This window comes from Rothia sp. HSID18067, assembly GCF_003989445.1.
In the GTDB taxonomy this organism is placed as follows: domain Bacteria; phylum Actinomycetota; class Actinomycetes; order Actinomycetales; family Micrococcaceae; genus Rothia; species Rothia aeria.
Window position 1 is genome coordinate 806,023 of the sequence record NZ_RBMF01000001.1, and the last position, 24,516, is coordinate 830,538.

Annotated in this window: 17 protein-coding genes and 1 riboswitch; of the genes, 9 read left to right on the forward strand and 8 right to left on the reverse strand. The window is 54.3% G+C overall.

The features are described from left to right. Positions 1-351: 351 nt before the first annotated feature. The 4 genes from D8M23_RS03515 (at position 352) to D8M23_RS03530 (ending at position 5,390) form a co-directional block, all read left to right on the forward strand. Positions 352-2,763 (forward strand): nitric-oxide reductase large subunit, encoded by a 2,412-nt coding sequence (locus D8M23_RS03515; RefSeq protein WP_126853722.1) that lies wholly within the window; start codon positions 352-354, stop codon positions 2,761-2,763. A 2-nt stretch (positions 2,764-2,765) separates the two neighbouring features. After that, positions 2,766-3,578, forward strand: a complete 813-nt coding sequence (locus D8M23_RS03520) for a transposase (RefSeq protein ID WP_037234512.1) — start codon at positions 2,766-2,768, stop codon at positions 3,576-3,578. 268 nt (positions 3,579-3,846) lie between these two features. Then, positions 3,847-4,641, forward strand: coding sequence for a slipin family protein (locus D8M23_RS03525; protein ID WP_006887346.1), 795 nt, complete (start codon positions 3,847-3,849; stop codon positions 4,639-4,641). Positions 4,642-4,838: 197 nt separating this feature from the next. Further along, positions 4,839-5,390, forward strand: coding sequence for an NAD(P)H-dependent oxidoreductase (locus D8M23_RS03530; RefSeq protein ID WP_126853723.1), 552 nt, complete (start codon positions 4,839-4,841; stop codon positions 5,388-5,390). 195 nt (positions 5,391-5,585) lie between these two features. On the opposite strand, the gene D8M23_RS03535 is transcribed toward D8M23_RS03530, so the two are convergent. The 3 genes from D8M23_RS03535 to D8M23_RS03545 all read right to left on the reverse strand — a co-directional run bounded on the left by D8M23_RS03535 (position 5,586) and on the right by D8M23_RS03545 (position 11,182). Continuing rightward, a complete protein-coding gene (locus D8M23_RS03535; protein ID WP_126853724.1) occupies positions 5,586-7,229 on the reverse strand; it encodes a bifunctional hydroxymethylpyrimidine kinase/phosphomethylpyrimidine kinase in 1,644 nt (547 codons plus the stop codon). A 97-nt stretch (positions 7,230-7,326) separates the two neighbouring features. Continuing rightward, a riboswitch (TPP riboswitch) is annotated at positions 7,327-7,450 on the reverse strand. A gap of 92 nt (positions 7,451-7,542) precedes the next feature. Further along, positions 7,543-9,333 (reverse strand): ABC transporter ATP-binding protein, encoded by a 1,791-nt coding sequence (locus tag D8M23_RS03540; protein WP_174234602.1) that lies wholly within the window; start codon positions 9,331-9,333, stop codon positions 7,543-7,545. Continuing rightward, a complete protein-coding gene (locus tag D8M23_RS03545; RefSeq protein ID WP_126853725.1) occupies positions 9,326-11,182 on the reverse strand; it encodes an ABC transporter ATP-binding protein in 1,857 nt (618 codons plus the stop codon). The genes D8M23_RS03540 and D8M23_RS03545 overlap by 8 nt, the downstream gene beginning before the upstream one ends. Positions 11,183-11,340: 158 nt before the next feature. On the opposite strand from D8M23_RS03545, the gene D8M23_RS03550 reads away from it, so the two are divergent. After that, positions 11,341-12,621, forward strand: coding sequence for a metallophosphoesterase (locus tag D8M23_RS03550; RefSeq protein ID WP_126853726.1), 1,281 nt, complete (start codon positions 11,341-11,343; stop codon positions 12,619-12,621). Positions 12,622-12,647: 26 nt separating this feature from the next. Here D8M23_RS03550 and D8M23_RS03555 read toward each other — a convergent pair whose 3' ends face one another. After that, positions 12,648-13,232 (reverse strand): hypothetical protein, encoded by a 585-nt coding sequence (locus tag D8M23_RS03555; protein ID WP_238693743.1) that lies wholly within the window; start codon positions 13,230-13,232, stop codon positions 12,648-12,650. 362 nt (positions 13,233-13,594) lie between these two features. Between D8M23_RS03555 and D8M23_RS03560 the strand changes: the two genes are divergently transcribed. The 3 genes from D8M23_RS03560 to D8M23_RS03570 all read left to right on the forward strand — a co-directional run bounded on the left by D8M23_RS03560 (position 13,595) and on the right by D8M23_RS03570 (position 19,231). Then, positions 13,595-16,201 (forward strand): DEAD/DEAH box helicase, encoded by a 2,607-nt coding sequence (locus tag D8M23_RS03560; RefSeq protein WP_023133308.1) that lies wholly within the window; start codon positions 13,595-13,597, stop codon positions 16,199-16,201. Positions 16,202-17,124: 923 nt separating this feature from the next. Beyond that, a complete protein-coding gene (locus D8M23_RS03565; RefSeq protein ID WP_126853728.1) occupies positions 17,125-17,637 on the forward strand; it encodes a hypothetical protein in 513 nt (170 codons plus the stop codon). Positions 17,638-17,797: 160 nt separating this feature from the next. Beyond that, positions 17,798-19,231, forward strand: a complete 1,434-nt coding sequence (locus D8M23_RS03570; RefSeq protein ID WP_238693465.1) for an alpha/beta fold hydrolase — start codon at positions 17,798-17,800, stop codon at positions 19,229-19,231. A gap of 142 nt (positions 19,232-19,373) precedes the next feature. Here the strand turns inward: D8M23_RS03570 and D8M23_RS03575 are convergent, their stop codons facing one another. Further along, positions 19,374-19,976, reverse strand: a complete 603-nt coding sequence (locus tag D8M23_RS03575; protein ID WP_126853730.1) for an NAD(P)-dependent oxidoreductase — start codon at positions 19,974-19,976, stop codon at positions 19,374-19,376. 205 nt (positions 19,977-20,181) lie between these two features. On the opposite strand from D8M23_RS03575, the gene D8M23_RS03580 reads away from it, so the two are divergent. Further along, complete coding sequence (locus D8M23_RS03580) at positions 20,182-20,580, forward strand: winged helix-turn-helix transcriptional regulator (protein WP_126853731.1); 399 nt, start codon at positions 20,182-20,184, stop codon at positions 20,578-20,580. Between the two features lie 26 nt (positions 20,581-20,606). Here D8M23_RS03580 and D8M23_RS03585 read toward each other — a convergent pair whose 3' ends face one another. The 3 genes from D8M23_RS03585 to uvrB form a co-directional block, all read right to left on the reverse strand. Then, positions 20,607-21,284 carry a hypothetical protein gene (locus D8M23_RS03585; RefSeq protein WP_126853732.1) on the reverse strand — a complete coding sequence of 226 codons (678 nt, stop codon included), beginning with the start codon at positions 21,282-21,284 and terminating at the stop codon, positions 20,607-20,609. 76 nt (positions 21,285-21,360) lie between these two features. Beyond that, positions 21,361-22,104, reverse strand: coding sequence for a hypothetical protein (locus D8M23_RS03590; protein WP_126853733.1), 744 nt, complete (start codon positions 22,102-22,104; stop codon positions 21,361-21,363). 208 nt (positions 22,105-22,312) lie between these two features. Further along, on the reverse strand, positions 22,313-24,484 hold the full coding sequence (gene uvrB / locus D8M23_RS03595; protein WP_126853734.1) for an excinuclease ABC subunit UvrB: 2,172 nt from the start codon (positions 24,482-24,484) through the stop codon (positions 22,313-22,315). Positions 24,485-24,516: the final 32 nt, after the last annotated feature.

A 24,516-nucleotide genomic window follows, 5' to 3' on the forward strand; every position in this document is an offset into this window, starting at 1 on the left:
AGTGACATGTTTTCGACGGAGGTCCTGTGCCGGATACGTTTATATTGAAAAATAGGGCTATATTGGGGGCTCCCTACAGGACTTTGTCAGCTGTTGGCTGGGCCCTGCAGGCTGTGTACTTCAAGGGGCGTCCAACGCTGCCTAATGAGCGTAATAATTTAGCCCAAAACAACCCTAAAGGTTACTATGCAATTAACTTCACATTCTCGACATAGTGTCACTAAAATTTTCTAAATAAGTATTTGTAATGCAAGAATAAAAACGGGTGGACTAGTTGTGCTCGCCTGTCGAGCCTCTCCAAACGAGCCCACTCGAATCACAAAAAATATACGCACACTGGAGACATACAATATGGCTAAGAAACCCGTAACGCGCGAGGAGATCGCCAAGGTCACCCGCCGCACGGACGCGGTCGGTGCCTACGCCGGTAAAGGCTGGGTACAGGCCGTTGCATTTGTGATGCTCCTGGGCTTTACCATTATGGCAATCCTGGCGATGCGCACCTATGCGCTCTCCATGCCGTTGCCCGATAAAATCATCGGCAACGACGGCAAGGTAATCGCCACCGCGGAACAGATTCAGCACGGTCAGGAGCTCTACCAGAGCCGCGGCCTGCAGCAGTACGGATCGGTTCTCGGCCACGGTGCATACATCGGCCCGGACTTCACGGCGGAATACCTGCGCCTGACTACGGACGCTGCCGTCAAACAATACAGGGAAGAGGGTAAGCAAGAGCCCCGTGAACTCGTTAAGAACGAGTGGCGCAAGGAAAATAAGTACGACGAGTCCAGCAAGACTCTGAACTGGACGGCGGGGCAGACCAAGGGGTTTGACCAGATGGTCAACCACTATAGGGATACGCTCACCAAGGATAATACTTCTCAGGGCTTGTTCCCCAACGCCATTAAGAGCGAAGAAGAACTGCACGACCTTGTAGCGTTCTTTGGCTGGACTGCGTGGGCTTCAGCCGCTGAGCGTCCCAACCAGGATTACACTTACACCAATAACTGGCCCGCAGAAGCCAATGTAGACAACAAACCCACCGCAGACCTGATGGTCTGGTCGGCGCTGTCGCTGATCGCACTGCTGGGCGGTACCGGTCTAATGTTCGCCATCTATGGCCGCTGGTCCCGCACCATCGGCTGGCATGGCGAGGAGGCACCCGTGCTGGACTTCCGCCAGCCCGACGAGGTGCGCCTGACCCCCTCACAGAAGGCGGCCGGGCTGTTCTTCATCACTATTTTGGTGCTGTTCCTGCTGCAGGCTCTTGTGGGTGCTCTTACCGAGCACTACCGTGTGGAGCTCACAGGCTTCTTCGGGATTGATATGGGGCAGCTTATCCCCTACACCGTCTCCCGAACATGGCACGTGCAGCTCTCCCTCTTCTGGACTGCTGCGGCGTTCTTGGCAGGCGGTATCTTCATCGCCCCGCTCATTACCCGCAAAGAGCCGAAGAAACAGGGGCTGCTGACCGTTATCCTGTTCGTGGCAGTGGTGTTCGTGGTGCTCGGCTCGCTGCTGAACGAGTGGCTTTCGCAAAAGGGCTGGGTACCTGAGAATTCGATCTTCTCGCAGCAGTGGGAATACCTTGATTTGCCGCGCTTCTTCCAGATTCTGCTCACCGCAGGCATGTTCATCTGGATTGTGATCGTGTGGCGTACCCTCAGCTCGCGTTTGAAGACCGGGAAGAAGACCTCCATGCCGTGGCTGTTCCTCTTCTCTGGTCTGGCAATCCCCATGTTCTACGCTGTGGGTATGCTCGCTGGTCAGCGCACCCATTTCTCGGTCGCCGAGTTCTGGCGTTTCTGGGTGGTGCACCTGTGGGTTGAGGACTTCCTTGAGCTCTTCACCACTGTGATGGTCGCCTACATCTTCGTACTGTTGGGCGTGGTGCGTGAGCGTATCGCAATCTCCATCATCATGATGGACGCCGTGCTTTACTCCGCCGGTGGTGTGGTCGGCACCATGCACCACACCTACTTTGCGGGTACCCCGTCTGAGCAGATGGCATTCGGTGCGTTCTTCTCAGCAGCAGAGGTTATTCCGCTGACCTTCCTGACCGTTGAGGCGTGGGGCTTCATGCAGCTGGGTGCTCGCCAGTACTCCAACCGCACCAAACCGTTCCCGCACCGTTGGGCTGTGATGTTCCTGATCGCCGTGGGCTTCTGGAACTTCCTGGGTGCTGGTGTGTTTGGCTTCCTGATCAACCTGCCGATCGTTTCGTACTTCGAGATTGGTACGGCGCTGACCGCAAACCACGCACACGGCTCCATGATGGGCGTGTACGGCATGCTGGCGCTGGCCTTTGCCGTGTTTGCGCTGCGGTACTTGATTCCCGAGAACAAGTGGCCTGAGAAGGGTGTGAAGTTCTCATTCTGGGCATTGAATATCGGCCTGATCTGGATGGTGTTCATTTCGCTGCTGCCGCTGGGCGTGGCTCAGCTGTACCACTCGGTTGGTCAGGGCTACTATGAGGCTCGTTCGCTGGCGTACATTCAGTCCGATGCCAACCTGATCATGGACTGGCTGCGCTTGCCGGGCGATGTGATTTTCCTGGCCGGTATTCTGCCGCTGATTAAGCTGGCGTGGCTGGGCATCACCTCCTACTTCGCACCGAAGAATAAGGAGACTGTGCTTGAGCTGCCTGAGCCGCCGCTGTACGAGATGGTTGATGACGCTCGTATCGCCGAGTTCGCTGGCGCTAAAGCTGCTGACGAGCTGCCCGAGCAGACCAGCCCCTACCGCAGTGATCGCCGAGGCTGATGATGCCTGAACAGTTTGCCGGGGTTTCGATGATGGTGTGGCTGGCCTGCGTGTACGCGCTGGGTCTGGTCGCCGTCGGCTGGGGTTTCGATATCCTCGCGAAACGCACCAGTCAGCGTTTTGTGGCGTCCCGAACGTTCGGGTTCACCTACCACGAAAGTAATGACGCCTGGCTGTGCCCGGAAGACCAGTGGCTGTGGCCGGTAGCGTTTGACACGGATAACCGTGTGATGCGCTACCGGGCTAAGCCCAGCGTATGCAACACCTGCCCCATTAAGGACACCTGCACTGTCTCATCGAACGGGCGTGAACTCACCCGTGAGGTTGATGAGTGGCCGTATTCGGAGTCGGGGAAATTCCACCGTGGTCTGGCGGTTGCGGTGGCATTATTCGGCCCGGTCATTATGGTTGCGGCTGCTTTCGGATGGCACTCCCCCATTGAGCTGCTCATTGAGCTGGCTGCGGTGGTAGTCTGTCTGTCGTTGACGTACCCGCTGGCGATTAAGCTCATCCGCTCACCCGAGAATTTCGCAGCCGACCCGAAGCATATTCCGGGTTCAAGCGCGGACGAATCGGTTGCTACAAAGATTGACCGGTTCGCTGCGAAGTGGGGCGGCGTGGGCAATGAGCGCAAACGCCGCACCGATGACGCCCGTAAACAGATGATCGCTTCGGCCCAGCTGCCGGTGCGTCCGTCATCAACTATTGATCCTGATCGGCCAGCTTGGAGCGGCGAGGGAACTTCTACCCCGCGTCTGCATAAGACCACGGCTGAGGTTATTCAGGAGCAAAACCTCGAAGAAGCAAATAGTTAGGTTGGCTGGATGTGCACCCCGGCCTGTGCGTGCTGTTGCATGCGACGCGCAGGCTGGGAAGCGCATCCTCTTATTTCCGGGCTAAAGCTTGAACATATGGGAGTGGGCGCCCTTACATTCTGTGGCTGTGGCCGGTATGGTTAAAACAGGTTTGGGGTGCACCCACCGGTGGTTGTACCCTGCGATTATTAACAACTCAACACATTGTCTAAAGCACCTATGCGGGCCATTCCTGCGGCCTTGTTAGACACAATTTTTAGAGGACACCATGGATTCTCTCACTATTCTTTCGATCGTTATCCCGATTATCCTGATTCTTGCGTTTTTGATTATTCGCACGCTTCGGGTAATTCCTGAATATCAGCGCGGCATTTCGTTCCGTTTCGGCCATCTGCGTTCTGAGCTGAAGCCCGGTATTAATATGGTGATCCCGCTGATTGACTCGTTGCAGCGTGTAGATATGCGTGTGATTACTCTTACTATTCCCCCGCAGGAGGTTATCACTAAAGATAACGTTCCGGCCCGTGTGAATGCTGTGGTGCTGTTCCGTGTGGTCGACGCGAAAGATGCTGTGCTGAAGGTGGAGAACTACCCGATTGCCACCTCGCAGATTGCTCAGACTACGCTGCGTTCGCTGCTGGGCCGCGTGGACCTTGATACGCTGCTGGCGCACCGCGATGATTTGAACGCGGATTTGCAGAGCATTATTGATTCACGCACCCGCCCGTGGGGCATTAAAGTCGAGCTGGTTGAGATCAAAGATATTGAGATTCCTGAGGCCATGCAGCGCGCAATGGCTCGTGAGGCTGAGGCTGAGCGTGAACGCCGCGCAAAGATCATTTCGGCTCGCGGTGAGCTTGAGGCATCCTCACAGCTGAAGGAGGCATCCGATATTCTGAGCGCCTCGCCTGCCTCCTTACAGCTACGGTATTTGCAGACCCTGCTGGAGCTGGGCGCCGACCAGAACTCGACAGTGGTGTTCCCGCTTCCGCTGGATATTGTGGGGCCGCTTATGGGCGCCTTAAAGGGTGCCACAGGCGAGAATTCTACGGATAAGAAGTAGCTTTTCTGCAGTTATTCCGTTGAAGCCCGAAGTGGTTTTCTGCCCTGTTTCTTGATAGGGTGGACCGAATCGCCTCGGGCTTTATGCGCGGTTCCACTGTGAGCGTAGATGCAGCAATATAAAAGTAACTATTGCGGGTTATGCTTAACGTCAGAAGTTTTTTACTTCTGTTTACTTCTCTCTAGATTGGAATGAACATGTCTAAGATCCTCATCGTCTCGGGCCACCCTAACCTGCCGGAGTCCACCGCGAACAAAACAGCCCTTGAAGCAGTTAAAGCGCGTTTTGGTGATGCTGTGACTGTGCGTGAGTTGGATAAAACTCGTGTGAACGGCAAGTTTGATATTGCAGCTGAGCAGAAGGCTCTAGTGGAGCATGATGTTCTGGTGCTGCAGTTCCCGGTGTTCTGGTATTCGGTGCCTTCACTGTTGAAGCAGTGGATTGATGACGTGTTCGAGTACGGTTTTGCATACGGCACTGATGGTACCGCTTTGCAGGGTAAGAAGTTCCTGCTCTCGGCAACTGCTGGCGCCGCTGAAGATATTTACCAGAACATGCTGCCGAGCGAGCTGCCCCCGGCCTTTGCCGACTACGCGAACACTGCGGCGTTCACTGGTATGCAGCTGCTTGAGCCGCTGTTTAGCTACGGCACCACGAGCGACCCGGGTAACACTGAGGCTGTTCATGCTATTGGTGTTGAGCACGGTAAGAAGCTGGTAGCTGTGCTGGAGACCCTGCAGCAGGGTTAGCAGCAGCCTCTCCCCTGTGGTATTGAGGGGAAAGAAGCCTCTTCCCCCGAATCCAAACGGTACACACGTTCCGCTGTTTGATTCGGGCGAAGGGGCTTCTTTCGTTTGCCTCAAATAACAATCCGGCGCGAATAAACATATGGCTGGGTGGGCAATATGTTTATGTTCTTCGGGTGTATTGTAGGGGTTCAGCTATTACCGTAACGCCCGGTGTGCTTGGTCGAAGAAGTCACGCTCATACAAGCATGCGCTCATATACGCTTGGGCAGCAGCAACACGCTGACTGGGGGAAGCCTGCTCGAATGCTTCCTCAACAACCGCCACGCAGCGGCGCACGTCCGCAGCGAACTCTTCGCCGCCATACACGGAAATCCAGGCATTATACGGGTGTTCCTCGTGGGTTTTCTCCAAGAGCCGGTAACCGATCTCAAGGTACAGCCAGTAGCATGGAAGCGCCGCAGCTGCGCCCACCACATAATCCTCGCCAGCGGCAGTAGCACGTAAAAAGTTCGTGTACCCCATTGTCACTGCCGAAGGTGCACCGCGCCGAATACCGCCCTGCTCCGCAGGAATAGCAGGATGCGCCGCCAACCATTCATCGTGCAGAAGCGATTCCTCAACAATCGCCGCCTGAGCGCCCGCCGCCCAATGCACCTGACCCTGCGATGAGCTGGCACGTGCCGAAAGAGTAGCTAGGGCGCGAGAATACTGGGCAAGATACTGCGCATCCTGGTCAAGGTAAAAGCCGAACAAATCCTCGTCAAGCGTGCCGTCACCCAGCCCGCGAATAAACGGCAAATCGAGAATGTCTCGCCAAATATCACCGGTAGCTTCCCACAGGGCGGCCGTCCACGGGCCCGCCGGAGTTACCTTCGGCTCTGGGGATTTCTGCTGCGCGGGTTTCACCAAGTTTTTGGGGTTCTCACCTGTAAGCTCTTCAGCAGCATACAAGTGTTCCCACGGTTTCGTATCGGCTGCACGCTCCAAACGGCGAGCGCGTGCCTGATGATCAACCGGCCCGTGGCCCTGCCCGTTGCCCACGTGCAGTGCCTCACCCGCGATAATAGCTTCGTTGAGCCACCGGGTGCTCCATGCCAGCGCATTCGTGAGTACTCGCGCGTTCAGTTCATTATTGCCGTTCACAAGGGCAAGTCCAAGGCGGGTAGCAAGACTTGATGAGAGCGAGCACCCTGTGCCGTGGGTGTTCTTCGTCTGAATGCGGGCAACAGCCACATGTGTATGAGTTCCATCAGGGAAAACAGCCGAGTTTCCGGCGTCCTCCCCCGTCAAATGGCCGCCCTTAACAATCACGATCGTGCCAGTGCTCCCGGCAAGCTGGGCCGCCTGGTTGTGAGCCTCCTCCAAAGTCTGGGCAGGGTTGCTCTCACAGAGCACCGCGAGTTCGGCGATATTCGGGGTGATAACATCTGCCTGCGCCACCAATTCACGCAGTGCCTGCTCGGCGTCTTGACTAATCAGGCGGTCACCACTGGAGGCAACCATCACCGGGTCAAGTACCACCACCGGTACCGGATGTTCTGCAAGCCAGGTCTTGACGGTGGTGATGGTTTCGACATCGCCGAGCATACCGATTTTAACGGCATCCACAGTCACATCGTCGAAAACTGCCGCGAGCTGTTCCTCTAAAAATTTGGTAGGTGGAGCAAAAATGCTGCGAACCCCCTGTGTGTTCTGTGCGACAAGTGCGGTTGTGGCGCACATACCGTAACCGCCGCTTGCCGCAATAGATTTGAGATCAGCCTGGATTCCGGCACCGCCTGTGGGGTCGGTTCCGGCAATGGAAAGCACACGAGGTGTCGATGTGTCTAGTAGCGTCATAGCTATAGTCTCCTTGGGGCGGCACGGCATCGCTGCTGGCGCACCACAGTATAAAAGAATGGTTATTCGGTGTTTGAGAAATAAGATTTAAGGCTGCTCTGCCATGGTTCGATATCCCTTCGCTAGTTCTAACTAGAGCAGGTTCAATGGGTATTTCTCAGCCCGCGCCACGGCATCATATCGTGTATACCGGTGGGTTCGGGGCACCCCATATCGCTTCTTCACTCTAACACACCCGCTACTTGGGGTGCCGCAGGTGCAACGTAATATATGGACGCAGGGTATATGTGCGCCTTATTGTTTGGTCGCGCCGCTAGGTCAGCTCAAAAATCTCGGTTGGGGTACCTTCGGCAGTGATTTTCCCATCCTCCAGCAGCACAGCACGGTCAGCGAGGGAGGCGATACGCGCATCATGGGAAATAATCAGTACGGCACGGTCAGCTAAGACCGCGCGTAAAGATTCGGTCGCGTCCACCAGCTCAAGCTGCGTGGTCGATTCATCAAGGATCACCGCGTGCGGGTTTGCCAGCACGATGCGTGCCAGTGCCAGCTGCTGCACCTGGTCACGGGTCAGCTCAAAATCGCCGCCGCTGATCTGCGTGTTCAACCCCATAGGGAGGGTGCGCCACCAGCGGGCACCCACCGCATCTAGGGTGTGGCCGATCTGCTGCTCGGTGGCTTCTGGGGCTACGGCGGTGAAATTATCGGCGACCGTGCCGAAAAAGATGTGGGCCTCTTGGGTGCATACAAGCAGACGGGGACGGCCATCCACATGCGCATCAGTGGGGAAATCACCGTTCCCTACGGGCTTGCCGAGCACCCTGATGGTGCCCTCTAGTGCGGTGAGCGAGCCGCCGATCAGCCGTGCCAGGGTGGTTTTTCCTGACCCGGAGCGGCCCACCAAGGCCAGGCACTCCCCGCGTGAGATGGTGACGTTAATGTTTTCCAGCACAAGCGCCTGGGAGGAGTACCCGTACGACACCCCACGGCATTCGATGGCGTGCGAGAAGTGCCCGGCGGCTTCGGCTCGTTCGATAAGATGCGTATCGACGGGCGCCTCATTCGGGTTGGAGCGCAGCTTCTCGCGGGCTGCTTTGCGTTCTGCGGTGCGTTTTTCGCGTTGTGCTTTCGCCAGGTTGACCACGCCGAAGACGCGCCCCATGTTCACCAGCATCAGACGAATATTGTTAGTGTGATGCCCCAGAATATCTGCCATAACGCGCAGGCTAAACACCATAATGGAGGCGGTGGCCACCGCACCCCAACTGGCCCAGCCTTGCATGACGCAGAAGCTGCCCCACAGCAGGCACACAATGGTGGGAAACCAGGCGTTGAGGGCATCAAGTACGTAGAACCTTTGGCGTAGGCGCTGCATTTGGAGGGTCGCCTCGAACCGGTGCCTGTTCCCGTCATCGAAGACTTTCTCACGGCTTGAGTGCACCCCGAGTTCACGGATGGTGGCGGCACCGCGCACGTTTTCGGTGAGCACACTATTGAGTTCACTCGTGTTTTCTTGCACGACCTGGTTTTTCTGCGCCATACGCGGCAGGTAGTGGCGCATGAGCACCGCGAGCCCCACAATCATGGGAAGGAAAATAAGGCTCATGGGTATGCTCAGTGTTGCGAGTGAGGCCATTGAAACAACAAAGTAGAGCACCACGAACAGGATTTCGAGTAGATCGAAGCTGACCGCGTTGGAGGCCGAGGAGAGATCGTCGGTTACGCGGGTGAGCAGATCGCCACTGCCGGATTCTTCGACGGTGCGCGCGTCAAGGTCAAGGGCGGCGTCAATAGTGTCGATGCTGGCTTCTCGGGTGACGAGCGCACCTAGCCGGGATGCACTGTACATGGCGATGCAGATTAGTATTGCCTCCGCAAAGGTTGCCGCGAAAATAATCATTAGCGGCTTCCACGGGTATTCCGTGTATTTCCCAGCGACCACCTCATCGACTACAGCCCCGATCTGCAGGGGCACGACCGCGCCCATCACACTGGCGAATAGGTATATGCAGAAGGTGAAAGCTGCCCTGCCCTTGTGGTGGATAATATATGCGCCCATCATGCGGGCTACTACTTCGGGCGGTTCGGTGGGTAGTTTAGCCACGGTTCACCTCCTGTTTCTTGGGTTTGTCGGTGGTGCTTGAAGGTTTGATGGTGCCATCGTCTTCTACAACCACGTACCCGTCGCGTTCAATACGGCGCACCACTTCGGCGGTGGTTGAGACGATGTATATTTTTGCTATTTTTTCGAGCAGCCCCGGTTGGCCCACGTGCTGCTCTAAATGGTCGTAGATGTAGCGTTGGCTGGGCTCATCAACTGAGTTGAGGGGTTCGGTGAGTACGAGAATCTGGGCGTCTTGGGCGAGAGCGCGGGCTAGTGCTAAACGTTGGCGCTGCCCGCCCGAGAGGTTAGCCCCTTCACTGGTGATGCGGGCAGCATAGTAGTCGTCGGGGTCGAGCCCGCCTAACCGGTGCGCAATTTCCCGGGAATCGGTGATCTTGAGCAAAAATTCGTCTTTTGCACGGGCGGCTTCTGCGGTGTCGGGCGGCACGGTCCCTAGTCGTAGGTGCTCTTGCAGGGTTCCGGCGAAGATCATGGGGTTTGATTCACTCAGAAGCACACGCTCTTCCGTTTGAGTGTTGTGCGGGGTGGGTGTCTCAACGCTATTGCCGGTTCGTAGTGCTGCGGTGAGCGCCTGCGCATAGTCTTGGGCGGTCATATTGTGCGCACGCGGGTTAATGTAGATGATGTGCTGGTTGGCTGCTTGCGCTGATACTTCTCGCACCCGCACACGGGTGGTGCTTTCGTGGGCGTTGGCCTCTGCCTGTAGTTCCTCCATTTCGGCATCTGTGCGCGGTTTTTTCAGCACACCTTTTCGAACACCCGCATACCCTTCAAGCCGAGCTATTTTTGCCAGACCAATTTTTGCGTACCGCCATTCTGTGATGAAGTTTTGGGAGATCCAGATGGGGCCGCCCATCATGGAGATAATGGAGGCAACAGTCACCAGGGATGCGGCGTGCACGTCAGGCACCCAGCGTCCTTCTTCAACATGGCCGGTAAGTGCGAACCCCACACCAAGCAGGGTGACTATGCCGGTGAGGAGTACGCGTACGAAAAACATCCAGCGGCGGATACGTTCATAAGCCATAAGGGAGTCGAACACTGCGTTAGCACCTTCACGGTAGCGTGCCCGCATTTGTTGTTCGGCCCCTAACCCGGTGATAGTGCGTAACCCGGTGGCGATGTCTGAGGCACGGGATGAGTTCTCTCCATCTTTAGTGCGGTATACACCCACCCTGTTCTCCAGGAATTTAGAGTACTGGATGAGCACACCAACCACGATGAAAGTTCCGACGAAGGTAATAATGGCAGTGAGCGGACTAATGAGCCACAGCATTACCGCACCCATTGCGGCAACAATAATAGCGTTGGCGAAGAGCGGCACGGAGAAAAAGAGGTTAGTGACGCGCCGGATGTCTTTCGTCATAACGGTGACCATTTCACCGGGGTCTGCTTTCGCGAGGGAACGCCCCAGCAGACCATTCACATAGGTGCGCCAGTCCCGGTCGAGTTCCGATCCAAATCTGAGGGAAGCGCCCCACCCGAAGTACTCATTGGCTGCAATCACCATGATAGATGCTACAACCACCCAGAAAAGCGGCCATGCAACTGCGGTGTTGCCAACGATCTGCTGGTTAATGAAAACGCCCACATTAACGGGTATAAGGATAGCGCCCACACCCGCCGTGGTTTCGCCTACCATGGGAATCACCCAGCGGTGCCAGGGGTAGCGGTACCCTGGCGGGGTTACCCGTAATGACACCCTGTTTTTCAGCTCGTCTGCGGCGGGGGCTTTTACGGGATGCTGGGGTGTGTTTTCTGCGTCTGTGTGGGTGTGTGCTGTTTTTTCTGTGGTGTTTTGTTCTGCTGATTCCGCTGTTTCTGTCATTATCGTATTCGCTATCTGCCGTCCCCTCCGTATACATTCAGTAAATACAGATGGTAACATATTTATTCTATATGTGTTGTATATTACACTACAGTGTGCGGGGTTTCTACGCTTTACAGCAGATACTGCACTTACCAACAGCATGAAAGGATTAGAACATGCGCAGACTTTTTGTTATCTTCGGCCACCAGGCTATAGACAGTATTTTTCCCAGCCCCACACTAGATTGGCGCTCTTACATCATTGACATGGGAGATTTCCGTTCCCTCTATGGAAGTGTTGGTTTTTCTTTCGAGGGCAGGCTAACCACGCTGACCGATCGTGCCCGCAAACTCGCCATGACGGCTATTTACGGTGCTATTGAATCAAAAATGACGATGGGTGAAACAATTTTTCTGCGCGGAGATTTGACGGGGCTCTCAACTATCGACTCCCCCGATACACTCACCACTAAAGACGTTAAAGGTGTCATCAGACTGGCTAGGGCCTACGACTACACCGTTCATCTAGTAGATGCGCACCATAAAAATTCCCCAAACCCCACGGATACTAATAGTGCCTTTGATGGTGTATGGGAACAAAAACCAGACCGTAAGATTATGCGTGGCTGGGTGAATATGCACGACATTGCTCAGATACTCACCGTAACGCCGCACGACCTTTCAGAGTATGAACGCATTGTCCTTGTAGGCGATATTCAAGGTGCAGGTGATGAGCTTCAAGAGCTTATTGCCAAAGTTCCGGGAGGGTTAGATAGCCCTCACAATTTCTGGATATTTGTGGGTGATCTGTTCGACCGGGGCACCACCCCGGTGACGGTGTATAACACTCTGCTGCCTGAACGCAAGAATGTGGTGATTGTACAGGGTAACCACGAGATCGCGGTGCGGCGTGCCTCATTAGGTACTTTTAATTACGATAAACCAGATGACACGATCGAGACTCTGCGGCAGCTTGAAGAAGCTGGCATTACCAAACGAGCAGTGCGTGAAGAGCTTATTAACCGTTCGGTGCCGTTCTTCGCATTTACCGTGGGCGCCCGGGAGCATTGGGTGAGCCACGGTGGTGTTATTCCCGCTGTGCTGGATGCGGTGACGGCGGCACCTGGCCGGTATGTGACGGGGCTGCTCGCCGACGAGGTGTTGTGCCGTGGTACGAATAATACGGAGCGGGCACTGTACGGCAAAACGAATTACCGGGTGTTCGCAGACGAACTGGATACGGCCTGCGCTCGCCGCGGTATTGTGCAGTGGTTCGGTCACCGGCATGAGAAACGCATGGAGGGTATGTCGCCCTTAGATTTTGAGGCAATCCGCCCGCTGGAGTCCGGTGTGGAGCATCGCGGAGGGTTTCTCACGGCAGTTATGCTAAGCAATAATGGCGCAGTCGAAACACTCATCCGTGTGCCCTCTACTTCTACGGTCAAGCCGTTCCGCTAGCATCTTCTGCCAGGGTCAGTATCCTGCTATGCACCACGGTACAGCGTATCCTCTACTCCCCGGCCAGCGAGTTCTTGCGCTAGCGCCGCAATTTTTTCCGGGGTTACGTCGTGAATATCCGTTGCGGTTTCAAGGAGTATTCCCTGATGCAGGGGTTTGCCTAAGTCGCTGATTAGTTCGCATACCGCTGGTTCACTGAAATAGGTCTTCCACCCTAGAGAGGGTGTGTACGCCTCTCTCTTCGGTACAGCACGTAACCAGGCAGTTGTTGTCCATGTCGCTAAGTGCGGTGACCAGCAACGAATAATTGTTTCAAGCAGCTGGTGACCGGATTCAAGAGTGAGTTCTCCCTGTGAAGATTCTGGTACTTCGGGGTCTCGCCAAAATTTGATCAGGACAAAGTTTTTATAATTCTTATTGTCGGTTTGTATTCCTACGCATCCTTGGACAATTATTGGGAGCGGCCCCAGATATTCCAGGTTAAAGTAGTACCCAAATGAGGCGTCTGCATCTGGAGTTTTTGCGCCCTCTAGCTGACCCAATAGCAGATCGGTCAGTCCGGGGGTAGAATTTTCAACATTGGCCCCTAGCCGCTGAGGAGCTTCGCGCATGATACGCCAGTGTCCACCCGGGGACAGTGATTCAAGCAAGGTCATAAAATGGTGAAGTTCTGACACGCAATCATCAAGAGTATTTTCCCTTGCGGTCGCCCAGTATCCTGCTATTTTTGTATCCTTTAAGGATATTCTCATGCTATATTGCGTACTCCTTGTCAGAAAAGAAAATAACCCCACGTCGCTATACGCAAGTCTAACAGTCGGCGGATTTCGGCTAGCGTAGATTGACCATACGCCCAAGTTTTCTGTGGCCTATCTACTTTGTATGCTGCGACAGCCGCCAATATTGTGCGCATCGCTGATTTTGACGGATTCTGCCAATTCTCTGCCCCTAGACTCGGTAAAATTGAAGCACCATGAGCATTCTTGAATACCTTTCCCCCAAACTCGCGGAGAATCCCGGAGATTACAACCGGCGCGACTACACCGGCAATCCGCTCACCCCGGATGAAATCTATGAGGCGTTCACCGAGTGGAGCTCCAGCCGAGGCATGACGCTTTACCCAGCCCAAGATGAAGCTGTCTTGGAAATTGCGGCGGGACATAACGTGGTGCTGGCAACCCCCACCGGGTCAGGTAAATCTACGGTGGCGGTGGCGGCGCATTTTACCGGTTTGGCGACTGGTCAGCGTTCCTACTACACCGCACCCATTAAAGCGCTTGTTTCCGAGAAGTTCTTTGATCTTATCGAGATTTTTGGTGCCGAAAATGTCGGTATGATTACCGGGGATTCGGCTATTAATGCGGATGCCCCCATTATCTGCTGTACCGCCGAGATCCTGGCGAATATTACTCTGCGCGAGGGCAAGGCCGCAGATGTCTGCCAGGTTATTATGGATGAGTTCCATTTCTATTCTGACCCGCAACGCGGCTGGGCATGGCAACTGCCGCTTTTGGAGCTTCCGCAGGCTCAATTCTTACTCATGAGCGCAACCCTGGGCGACACCACACGCTTCCAGGAAGAGATGACGGCACTCACCGGTCGTGAAAGCGTGCTGGTTGCCAGTAGCGAGCGCCCAATTCCGCTTCATTTCTACTACTCGACCGACCCCATTCAGGAGGCGGTTCAGGAGCTTGTGCAGACTAAGCAAACCCCCGTCTACATTGTTCATTTCTCCCAGAAGGCCGCCTTGGAGCAGGCAAACGCGCTGTTGCCGGTAGCTATTGCTTCGAAGGAGGAGAAAGAACGGATCGCGCAGCTTATTGCGAAGTTCAGGTTCGGCCCGGGCTTCGGCAAGGCGCTGAATAAACTGGTGCGGGCTGGTATTGGTATTCACCACGCGGGAATGCTCCCTAAATATCGTCGCCTCGTGGAGCAGCTTGCACAGGCTGGGTTGTTAAAGGTGATTTGCGGTACCGATACTTTGGGCGTGGGCATTAACGTGCCTATTCGCACTGTACTTATTACGGCCTTGTCAAAGTTTGATGGGTCGAAGAATCGCCGCCTGCGCGCACGTGAATTTCACCAAATCGCGGGACGTGCCGGTCGAGCTGGTTTTGATACCGCCGGTACCGTAGTGGTGCAGGCACCCGAACACGATATAGAAAATGCGCGTCTGTTGGCTAAAGCGCAGGCGAAGTTCGGTGACGATACGAAGAAGATTAATCAGTCACTGTCGTCTAAGCGCAAGAAGGCACCGGAAGGTTTTGTGGGGTGGTCGGAGAAGACCTTCGATCAGCTGGTCGCAGCAGAGCCTGAGCCGCTGACCTCTTCGTTCGATATGACCCACTCAATGCTTTTGAACCTGATGCAGCGCCCGCAGAATCCGGTGGTTGCAGCCTACCGCATTCTTCAGGAGAATCATGAGCCGCCGCAGCGTCGTCGGGAACTTTTGCGTAAAGCTGTTGGTATTTATAAGGAGCTGCTGACTGGCGGGGTTATTGAGCGTACAGATACCCCGGATGAGCATGGCTCATACCTGCGGCTGACCGAGGATTTGCAGGATAACTTTGCGTTGAATCAGCCGCTTTCGGCATTCGCAGTGGCAGCTATTGAACTTTTGGATCCCGATTCCTCCAGCTATGCGTTGGATGTTCTTTCACTGATTGAGGCAACTTTGGAGCCACCGCACCTGGTGTTATACGCGCAGGAGCGTAAGGCTAAGAATGAGCTTTCAGCGCAGCTGAAGGCAGACGGTGTGGAGTATAACGAGCGTATGTATGAGCTCGATCAGGTAACCTACCCTCAGCCTCTCGCAGAGTTAATCGAGCAGGCGTACAGTACGTATCAGCAGTCGGCGCCCTGGGTGGCGCGCTTTGAACCTCACCCGAAATCTGTGGTGCGTGATATGTACGAGCGCGCTATGGGTTTCAACGACTTTGTACAGTACTATGCGTTAGAACGTGGCGAGGGTGTGTTGCTGCGTTACCTTTCGGATGCGTATAAGGCGTTGCGGCAAACGGTACCCGAGTCGGCCGTCAACGATGATCTTGCAGAGATTATTGAGTGGCTGGGTGAACTAGTGCGCCAAACCGACTCATCGCTGGTGGACGAGTGGGAGAAACTTGCCGCTGGCGAAGATGCTGCATCCTTGGCAGCTGATCGTGCCGCCGCCGAGCTTGAGGATGATACTCCCCCAGCCGTCACGAAGAATGTACGCGCGTTCCGGGTGATGGTGCGCAATGCTCTCTTCCGCCGTGTGGAGCTTTTCGCTGATGAGCGAGATCGCATACTTGGGGAGCTAGATGAGGTTTCAGGGTGGGATGCTGACGCATGGGCGGATGCGATGGACGACTATTTTGACGCTTACGACGATATTTATACGGATGCTGAGGCCCGCTCCCCTAAGCTCGTTCAGATTGACGATAATGTGCGGGAGCATCCTGGTGTATGGAAAGTACAGCAGACCTTTGCTGATCCTGAGGACAACTTCGACTGGGGTATTCGGGCGGAGGTGGATCTTGCTGCTTCCGATGATGCTGGTTACCCAGTTTTGAAGATTTTGAGCGTGGGTGAATTCTAGATTTAGCAATAATGTACCTAAATAGGCATTTGTTGCATGTCTTACTATAGGTAAATGAAATTTTAAACATGTGATGAAAGGGAAGGATGTACCCGCTCTCGCACCTTCCTGGCGTGTTCTTTTTGTGTTTCTTATGACTCATTGGGTGGCGGTTTGGTTCTTATGCTCCCTTTCCTGTTTTTCCGGTAATGAACTTGGTGCAGGTTGAGCTGTAGCAGGAGGATATACTCGGCATATGCTTGGGTTTTTGTTGAATAGCCGGGGCTTTCCCAACGGTTTTATGACTGTTGTACAGTCATTCACCACCTCAATTTTAGTGATATGCAACACATAAATAGTGCTATATTCTTCGATTATTATACCTTTTTGTGTTATGCGGGTCATATAAATATCTTTATATTTACTCAACAGTTAAACAAAATATGCCTGTTTTTCCAGAAAATCCCGTGAATACTTCAAGATAAACATTCATAATTGACAGATCTTTCAGGGGATTTACGAGAGTTGGAAATTATCTTTTTGTGATGCACACTAGGTATCAGCACAAGGAAAGCACGCGAACACCGGATATTTTATCCGAGCTTTCCTGAATGCCACCAACCCCGTCGTCACCCCGCGGCGGGGTTGTTCTTTTAACACCTAAAGCCAACTGCATACCAACAGTTTCCACCCCACCCCTGAGTGAAAGTATATACACTCCCGCGGTATAGATTCATCTATATTTAGACCACACGTTTAGTAAAACAAGACCTTCTGAGCGCCCCTACCTTTCACACAGAGTGTTGTATTATTCTACTTGCAGAAAATTTATTCACTTACGAGCTGAGACTTCAGCGTGTCGTCATCACACTACTGAATACCGCACAGCGGCTTATATCGAACACATTTGAAGATTATTTAAACCACAGGGAGAAAGAACATTCATGAAGGGAAATATCTCTAGACGAGGAGTGGTCAAAGGTACAGCATGGGCTGTACCTGTAGTTCTCGCGAGTACTGCCGTGCCTGCTCTTGCAGCATCGCACTGCCAACCCGGTATCGTTGTCCCTATTCCTACCAATACTTCCACCGACGGCAGCTCACTCACGCACACCTTCACAGCAACCGATAAAACCCAATCGCTAACCTTCACGATTACCGGCGGCGGCGGAGGGTACGGTGGCGGCGGTTCAGGCTCGGTAACGACCGCTGCTGGTTACGCTACCGATCAGCGGTGGGCTGGGGAATACACGTACGTTAATGGCGAATACCAGGCAGGAGACTACTGGTCCCCCGTGGGCTCAGCTGCGTTCTCCGGGGCCGGTGGTGCGGGAGGGTCGTATCTTGACAACCAACGGGTGTATAGCGGATATATAGCTACCGGAACCTCACCGGGTGTTGCCGGTAGCCGGGTGAATGGCACATCGTTCGCCACTGTCTGCGAGATACAAGACTAGGCAGCCTATGAGCGCGAGGAATACGCTACCAACATAGGAGGTTAAGGCGTGTTCCTCGCGCTTTAGATTGTCCCTATTTTTCACCTGCACTGTACGGTTTTTGGGGATAATGAGAGGTAGACTAAAAGCAGTGTATTCACTACAGAAAGAAGGTTCAACGTTGGCCGTCGCTAAGCTTCCCCAGGTTCAGTACCGTAAGGGCGCAACCACCAAGGTCGATCAGCACGAGATTATTGATCACTGGTTTGAGGTACCGTTAACCCACGGTCTTATTTTTTCTCGTGGCAAAGATGCTGCTCTCTCTTCACGGTTTGCGGATCAGAGCATTAAGATTTTTGCACGTGAGGTTATTAATACCTCAGATACGCTGACCCTTCCCGTTGAGAAACGCCCCTATATTGTGTACCTGCAGGGCGGGCCCGGGTTCGGTTCTCCAAAGACCGGTTCGATCGGTGGTTGGATTGCTGAACTAGCCAAAACGCACCGTGTCATCCTGCTGGATCAGCGCGGTACCGGCATGTCTTCCCCGCTATCTGCCCGTAATATCACCGCCGTTGGTGACGCGCAGCTACAGGCAGAGTATGTGGAGCTGTTCCGTGCGGACTCTATCATTGCAGATGCCGAGGCCGTGCGTGAGGTTCTTCTAGCTGACCGAACCGATAAGCGCTGGTCTACAGTTGGACAGTCCTTCGGCGGGTTCCTCACTCTTTCCTACCTTTCGTTCGCGCCACAGTCCCTACGTGATTCGCGGATTACCGCAGGCCTGGCCCCGATCCGCACCACTGTCGATAACGTGTATGAGCACACCTTCGACCGCATGGCTGAACGTAATAAGGAATACTACAGCTGGTTCCCGGAAGATGCTGCGCTGGCTACCCGCATCGCCGAGCATTTGCGTACCCATGAGGAGTTCCTGCCCACCGGCGAGCGCCTCACCGATCACCGGTTCCAGATGGCGGGGCATTACCTGGGTGGGCGCTGGCGTGAACGCGGACTGCACTATTTCCTGGAAACTGCGTTTGCTGAAGGAGATGACCATCTTTCAGACCAATTCCTATCGAGCATGAGCGGTGAGGTGTCGTTCTTGGCGAACCCGCTGTACGCTCTTATGCACGAAACGATTTACGCGGATGGTCCGGCTGACGGTAATCTGCCGGGTATACCTGGTTTCACTGTTTCACCTTCTCCGGCGCCTACGAACTGGGCGGCGGCACGCGTTGCAGCTAAGCGCCCCGAATTTGCCCCTGATGCTGAGACGCTTTTCTTCACGGGCGAGCATATTTTCCCCTGGTACTACGAGGAGGATCCGGCGCTGCGGCCGCTTGCTGAAGTGGCGCAGCTGCTCGCGGAGAAGAAAGATTGGGGTCGTCTCTACGATCATGAGCAGCTTCACCGGAATGAGGTTCCTGTGGTCGCGGCGGCTTATACTCCGGATATTTATGTGGATTATGAGAATTCCATGGAGACCGCCCGGTGGGTGGGTAACACCCATGTGTGGACGTCGAAGACTCATCACCATGATGGTTTTGGCTCTGACCCGCTGACTATTCTGGGGCATTTGAAGAATATGTTAGCTGAGGTTCACAACCAGTAAGAACCATATTGGGCGCAGAAAACCCCTCGTTACCCTCCGGGTGGTAACGAGGGGTTTTCTGCGTGGCGGCGTGAGTACCTCGACAGGTTCGCCGCTTCTTCTTCATTTGCTCCTTGGTATAGGTTTACCGGCTGATTTGCTCCTAGTTGGCGACGGTAAAACGGCGTCCAATGTGCTTGGGGGTTTCAGCTTCGTCAATGAGGGCCACCGCAAAGTCTTCTGCGCTGATCGCTTCGCCTGCGGGGTTGTCAAAGGCAGTATTGTATGCGCCGGTGCGCTTGCCGGGGGCAATATTGAATGCGGGTGAGAGCATGGTCCACGTTAGTCCTGAAGATGCACGGTATTCGTCAAGGATTTGGCAGAAGGCCAGTGCCTCGGCCTTGTACTCTTCGGGGAATCCGGCGCTATTGACGAACCGCTGTCCCTTGGCGTCTTTGAGAGAACCCGCACCACCTACAATGAGCAAACGGCCAGAGGGTTTTGCTGCAATAAGTGCCTTGTGTGCTTGGATGACCGGCTCGGCTGATACGCCGCGCCCTGCCGAGACAGCAATAATGGTTACATCATGGCTATTGATGATAGTAACGAGTTCTCCGGTATTGCTCAGATCTACAGCCTTCCCTTCTGCTCCCGCAACGGCCTGACCAGAACGGCTGTAGCCCTCCACCTGGTGGCCCCGTGCGATGGCTTCGGTTACGGTACGTTCACCAACCATCCCAGTTGCACCAATGACTGCAATATTCATTCATATGTCCTTTCGTGTTTCCCGGAATACCTATAGGTTCGAGGGTGTTCTTTCTGTGGGCGGTTCATGTGTTGCGCCAACACAATATATAGTATTCTTTAGATACTAAGTACCTCAAGGTAACTATTGGGGAGTTTTTAAAGTGTCTTCCGCAGCCTACTGCGGGCAAAACTTCACCCTCTACACATAAGGAGAGCATAGAACGATGAGCACCAACACAGAGACGCCTCACACTGACTCCCCCGCTAATATCCTCGCCAGCACATGCCCCTCACGAACCGTGATGCGGCATCTCACCGACCGCTGGACCCCAATGATTGTTGCGGCCCTTTCAGAAGAACCCACCGCGCGGTTTAGTGAGCTTAAAGACCGTATTCAAGGTGTCTCCCCCAAGGTGCTCACCCAGACCTTGCGCTCTATGGAGCGGGATGGTCTGGTGACGCGAAAAGTAACGGCCGCTATGCCGCCACGTGTTGATTACGCACTCACACCCCTGGGCACCACCCTTACCGCACCCATGAATGCGCTACGCCGCTGGGCCCAAGACCATATGGCTGAAGTACTCACCGCCCGAGAAAAATACGACCAGGAAAACGCCCTCTAACGAGCTGACCCAGCACCTGGTGCAGGTTATCCAGAAAACTCGAAATAAGGTGAGGTAATGCCGATGCCGCGAGCTGCCACCTTCTCTCGCCGGTTCCCCTCTGCTGCAACCGTTATCGTAATCTCCAGATGGTACAGCCCCTCCCGTGCAGTGAAGTTCACCCCGCGGGCCGCAACCTCGGTATTAAACGGCACGGACGTTGTTTTATTAGTATTCTGACCTGATTTTGTTGTGTACGAGTGGCCGGTATTGCGCACCAGAACCCCGCTGGGGTTACGCAGCTGAATATCCAGCTTCACGTCCCCTTTACGGCCACCGTGGTTCGTATCTGAGGCTACTACAAAGTACCTAAAAGTGTATTTACACCCCGGTTTCAGCTCCCCTTCACCGTCATCACTGGCAAGGTAGCTTGTCGTGAGGGTAATGACCGCTTTCTCATCGCCCAAAGCCGTTGTCTGGGATATCCAGTATTCTTTACCGTTAATGACTGCTGGCCCATTAGATGCAGGTGAGGCTAAAGCCCCCGTTGCGGGGTTAGCGATAGCCCATCGACTGGATCGGGCGAACCCGTGCCCTTCAGCTGTTTGACACCGAGACGCCGCGAAAGCAGGTACGGTGGCAGATGCTAGCACCGCCGGTACCGCCCACGCTACGCCTTTCGTGAGGGTGCGGCGGTTTATTCTCGAATGCTTCTGTATGCTCAACTGGGTTCTGTCTGCTCACTAATTACGTATGTTTATGCGCTTATTTTGCTCTGGTTTATGTGATTAATCACTAAGGTTACTGCCCAATAAATTCAAAGGTTGGGGCAGTGACGCCAATCCCGTCAGCCTGCATATTCCTATCACGCACACCAGCTCCATGGTTATAGTTAACCGGTGCAGTAAGCTTAGCTTCAAAATAGTACATGCCAGCTTTAGGGGTAAATGTGACTGGAGTTGCAGCAGTCACGTACCGAGGTCTCGGCTGTGTTGTACCTGTGGCGGGCAGAATCTTCACGCCCGCTTCTGTGGACTTCGGATCGGTAGTAAATTTCTGTTCGGTACCGGGAACAGTAAGACCGTCAGGGCCAATGAGCCGAATCTCCAGAGTAGGGTATAACCTGGTGTTCTCTGTGGGGGCAGCACCCCGCATCGATATCAGATCAACTTTAAATCTGTACTTACCGCACCGCGGATTAAAGGCTGTGTCCCCCGTATTGGAGGCCTCGTAGCTGCCACGCACTACAGCTATCTGAGGTTTATCCGTACGGGACTTATCGTAATCCACAGTTGATAAAGATGTGAAAAACTCTTGTTGCTGGTACGTGATGGCCCTAAACCCGTCACGAGAGTACAGATTCGCAGAACCGGTATTTTGAAACACCCACCGATTCTTTTCATCGAACTTCAGCGGAGGTTTCGTCTCGCACACCGAACTGGCGTAGGCTGGTACCGCTGCCGAAGCCACGACGGCAGGCGCCGCCCAGCCAACACCTTTAGCGAAAGTACGCCTGTTAAAAGTGCGCGCGGGGCTATGTGACATATAAGTCCTCCGTAGGTCTGTGAGTGAATGCGTGTCTGAGAGCTGAGTATGTAGAGGGCTAATGCTAAACCCTCCACAAGCGGCAACGCATATGCGCAAAAATACAACCGCTTCGATAAGTTTACACGTAGTCCAACCCCAAATAAAACTCTCAACTATCAGCAGAGGTATTTTTACCGCATAGGTTTACTGGTAAAGCAAGCCCTTTTTAGGCATGCCCCGCCTGCTGCATCTGACGAAGCTCCTTCTTCAGGTCTGAGAGCTCATCACGCAGACGTGCCGCCAGCTCAAACTGCAAGTTCTCGGCAGCAAGGCGCATCTGCTCATTCATCTGCTCAATCAGATCCAGCAGGTCCTCTGCAGGCTCAGCCGCCAGGCCGTCCGCACGTACACGCTCCTGAGCTTTTGCCAAGAGGGCATCTGACTCCGGAGTGCTCGTTGCAATCTTGGCACCCGCACCACCCTTCGTGGCTTTCTTACCGCTCTCAACACTGCGGGCACCACTCTTACCCGCCTTACGCAGCTGCAACAGTTCGCGAGTATCTTCTTCTTCACGGGCGAGCACATCCGTAATATCGGCAATCTTCTTCCGCAAAGGCTGCGGGTCCAGACCATGCTCACGGTTATACGCCTGCTGAATCTCACGGCGACGATTCGTTTCATCAATGGCAGTGCGCATCGAATCCGTCATCTTATCCGCATACATATGTACCTGTCCCGAGACGTTACGCGCAGCTCGACCAATCGTCTGAATCAACGATGTCGTCGAGCGAAGGAACCCCTCTTTATCTGCGTCAAGGATCGCCACCAGCGACACCTCCGGCAGGTCCAGCCCCTCACGGAGCAGGTTAATACCCACCAGCACATCGAACGTCCCCAGCCGTAGCTCACGCAGAAGCTCCACGCGTTTGAGCGTATCCACGTCGGAATGCAAATACTGTACCTTCACCCCGTGCTGCACCAGGTACTCAGTCAAGTCCTCCGCCATACGCTTCGTTAACGTGGTTACCAGCACGCGCTCATCACGTTCGGTACGTTCACGGATCTGCTCCAACAAATCATCAATCTGACCCTTCGTGGGTTTCACCACCACCTCAGGATCCACCAGGCCAGTTGGTCGAATAATCTGCTCCACATACCCGTCAGCCTGCGAAAGCTCATACTTACCCGGAGTTGCCGACAGGTACACGGTCTGCCCAATGCGCTCCAAAAACTCATCCCATTTCAGCGGGCGGTTATCCATCGCAGACGGCAGCCTGAAACCGTGCTCCACTAGGGTGCGTTTACGCGACATATCGCCCTCATACATGGACCCAATCTGAGGAACCGTCACGTGAGACTCATCAATAATGAGCAAAAAATCATCCGGAAAATAATCCAGCAGACAGTGCGGTGCGCTACCGGCCGCGCGTCCATCAATGTGGCGTGAATAGTTCTCGATACCGTTGCAGAACCCCATCTGCTCCATCATCTCAAGGTCATAGGTGGTGCGCATGCGTAGCCGTTGAGCCTCCAAAAGTTTCCCCTGAGATTCCAGGGCCTGCAAACGCTCCTGAAGCTCATCTTCAATGGAGGCAATGGCCCGGGCCATACGCTCGGCACCGGCAACATAGTGGCTTGCCGGGAAAACATACATCTCGGTTTCTTCTCGAATAACCTCACCTGTGAGTGGGTGCAGAGTGTAGATTGCCTCAATCTCATCCCCGAAGAATTCAATGCGAATAGCGTGCTCCTCATACATGGGAATAATCTCGACGGTGTCTCCCCGAACGCGGAACGTTCCGCGGTGAAAGTCCATATCATTACGGGCGTACTGCATAGCCACAAACTGACGCAGCAGGTCATCCCGGTCAATCTCATCCCCTCGTTTGAGGGTTACCATCTGCTCCACATACTCCTCAGGAGTACCCAAACCGTAGATACACGAAACGGTTGAGACCACAACAACATCGCGGCGGGTCAGCAGGGAGTTTGTAGCGGAGTGACGCAGACGCTCCACCTCCTCGTTAATAGAGGAGTCCTTTTCAATGAACGTATCAGTCTGCGGCACATAAGCCTCAGGCTGGTAGTAGTCGTAGTACGAAACGAAATATTCGACCGCATTATGCGGCAGCAGTTCACGCAGCTCATTCGCCAACTGCGCGGCAAGAGTCTTATTCTGAACCATCACCAGGGTGGGACGCTGCACCGACTCAATGAGCCACGCCGCCGTGGCAGACTTACCGGTACCGGTGGCGCCCATGAGCACAATATCTTTTTCACCGTTCTCCACCCGCTCAGTCAGCTCCGCGATGGCTTTAGGCTGATCCCCGGCAGGTTTGTACTGGCTAACAACCTCAAACGGGGCGACGACTCGGTTAATTTCCTGCGCAAGACTCATATATTCATTCTAATAACCGCCCACACCCTAGT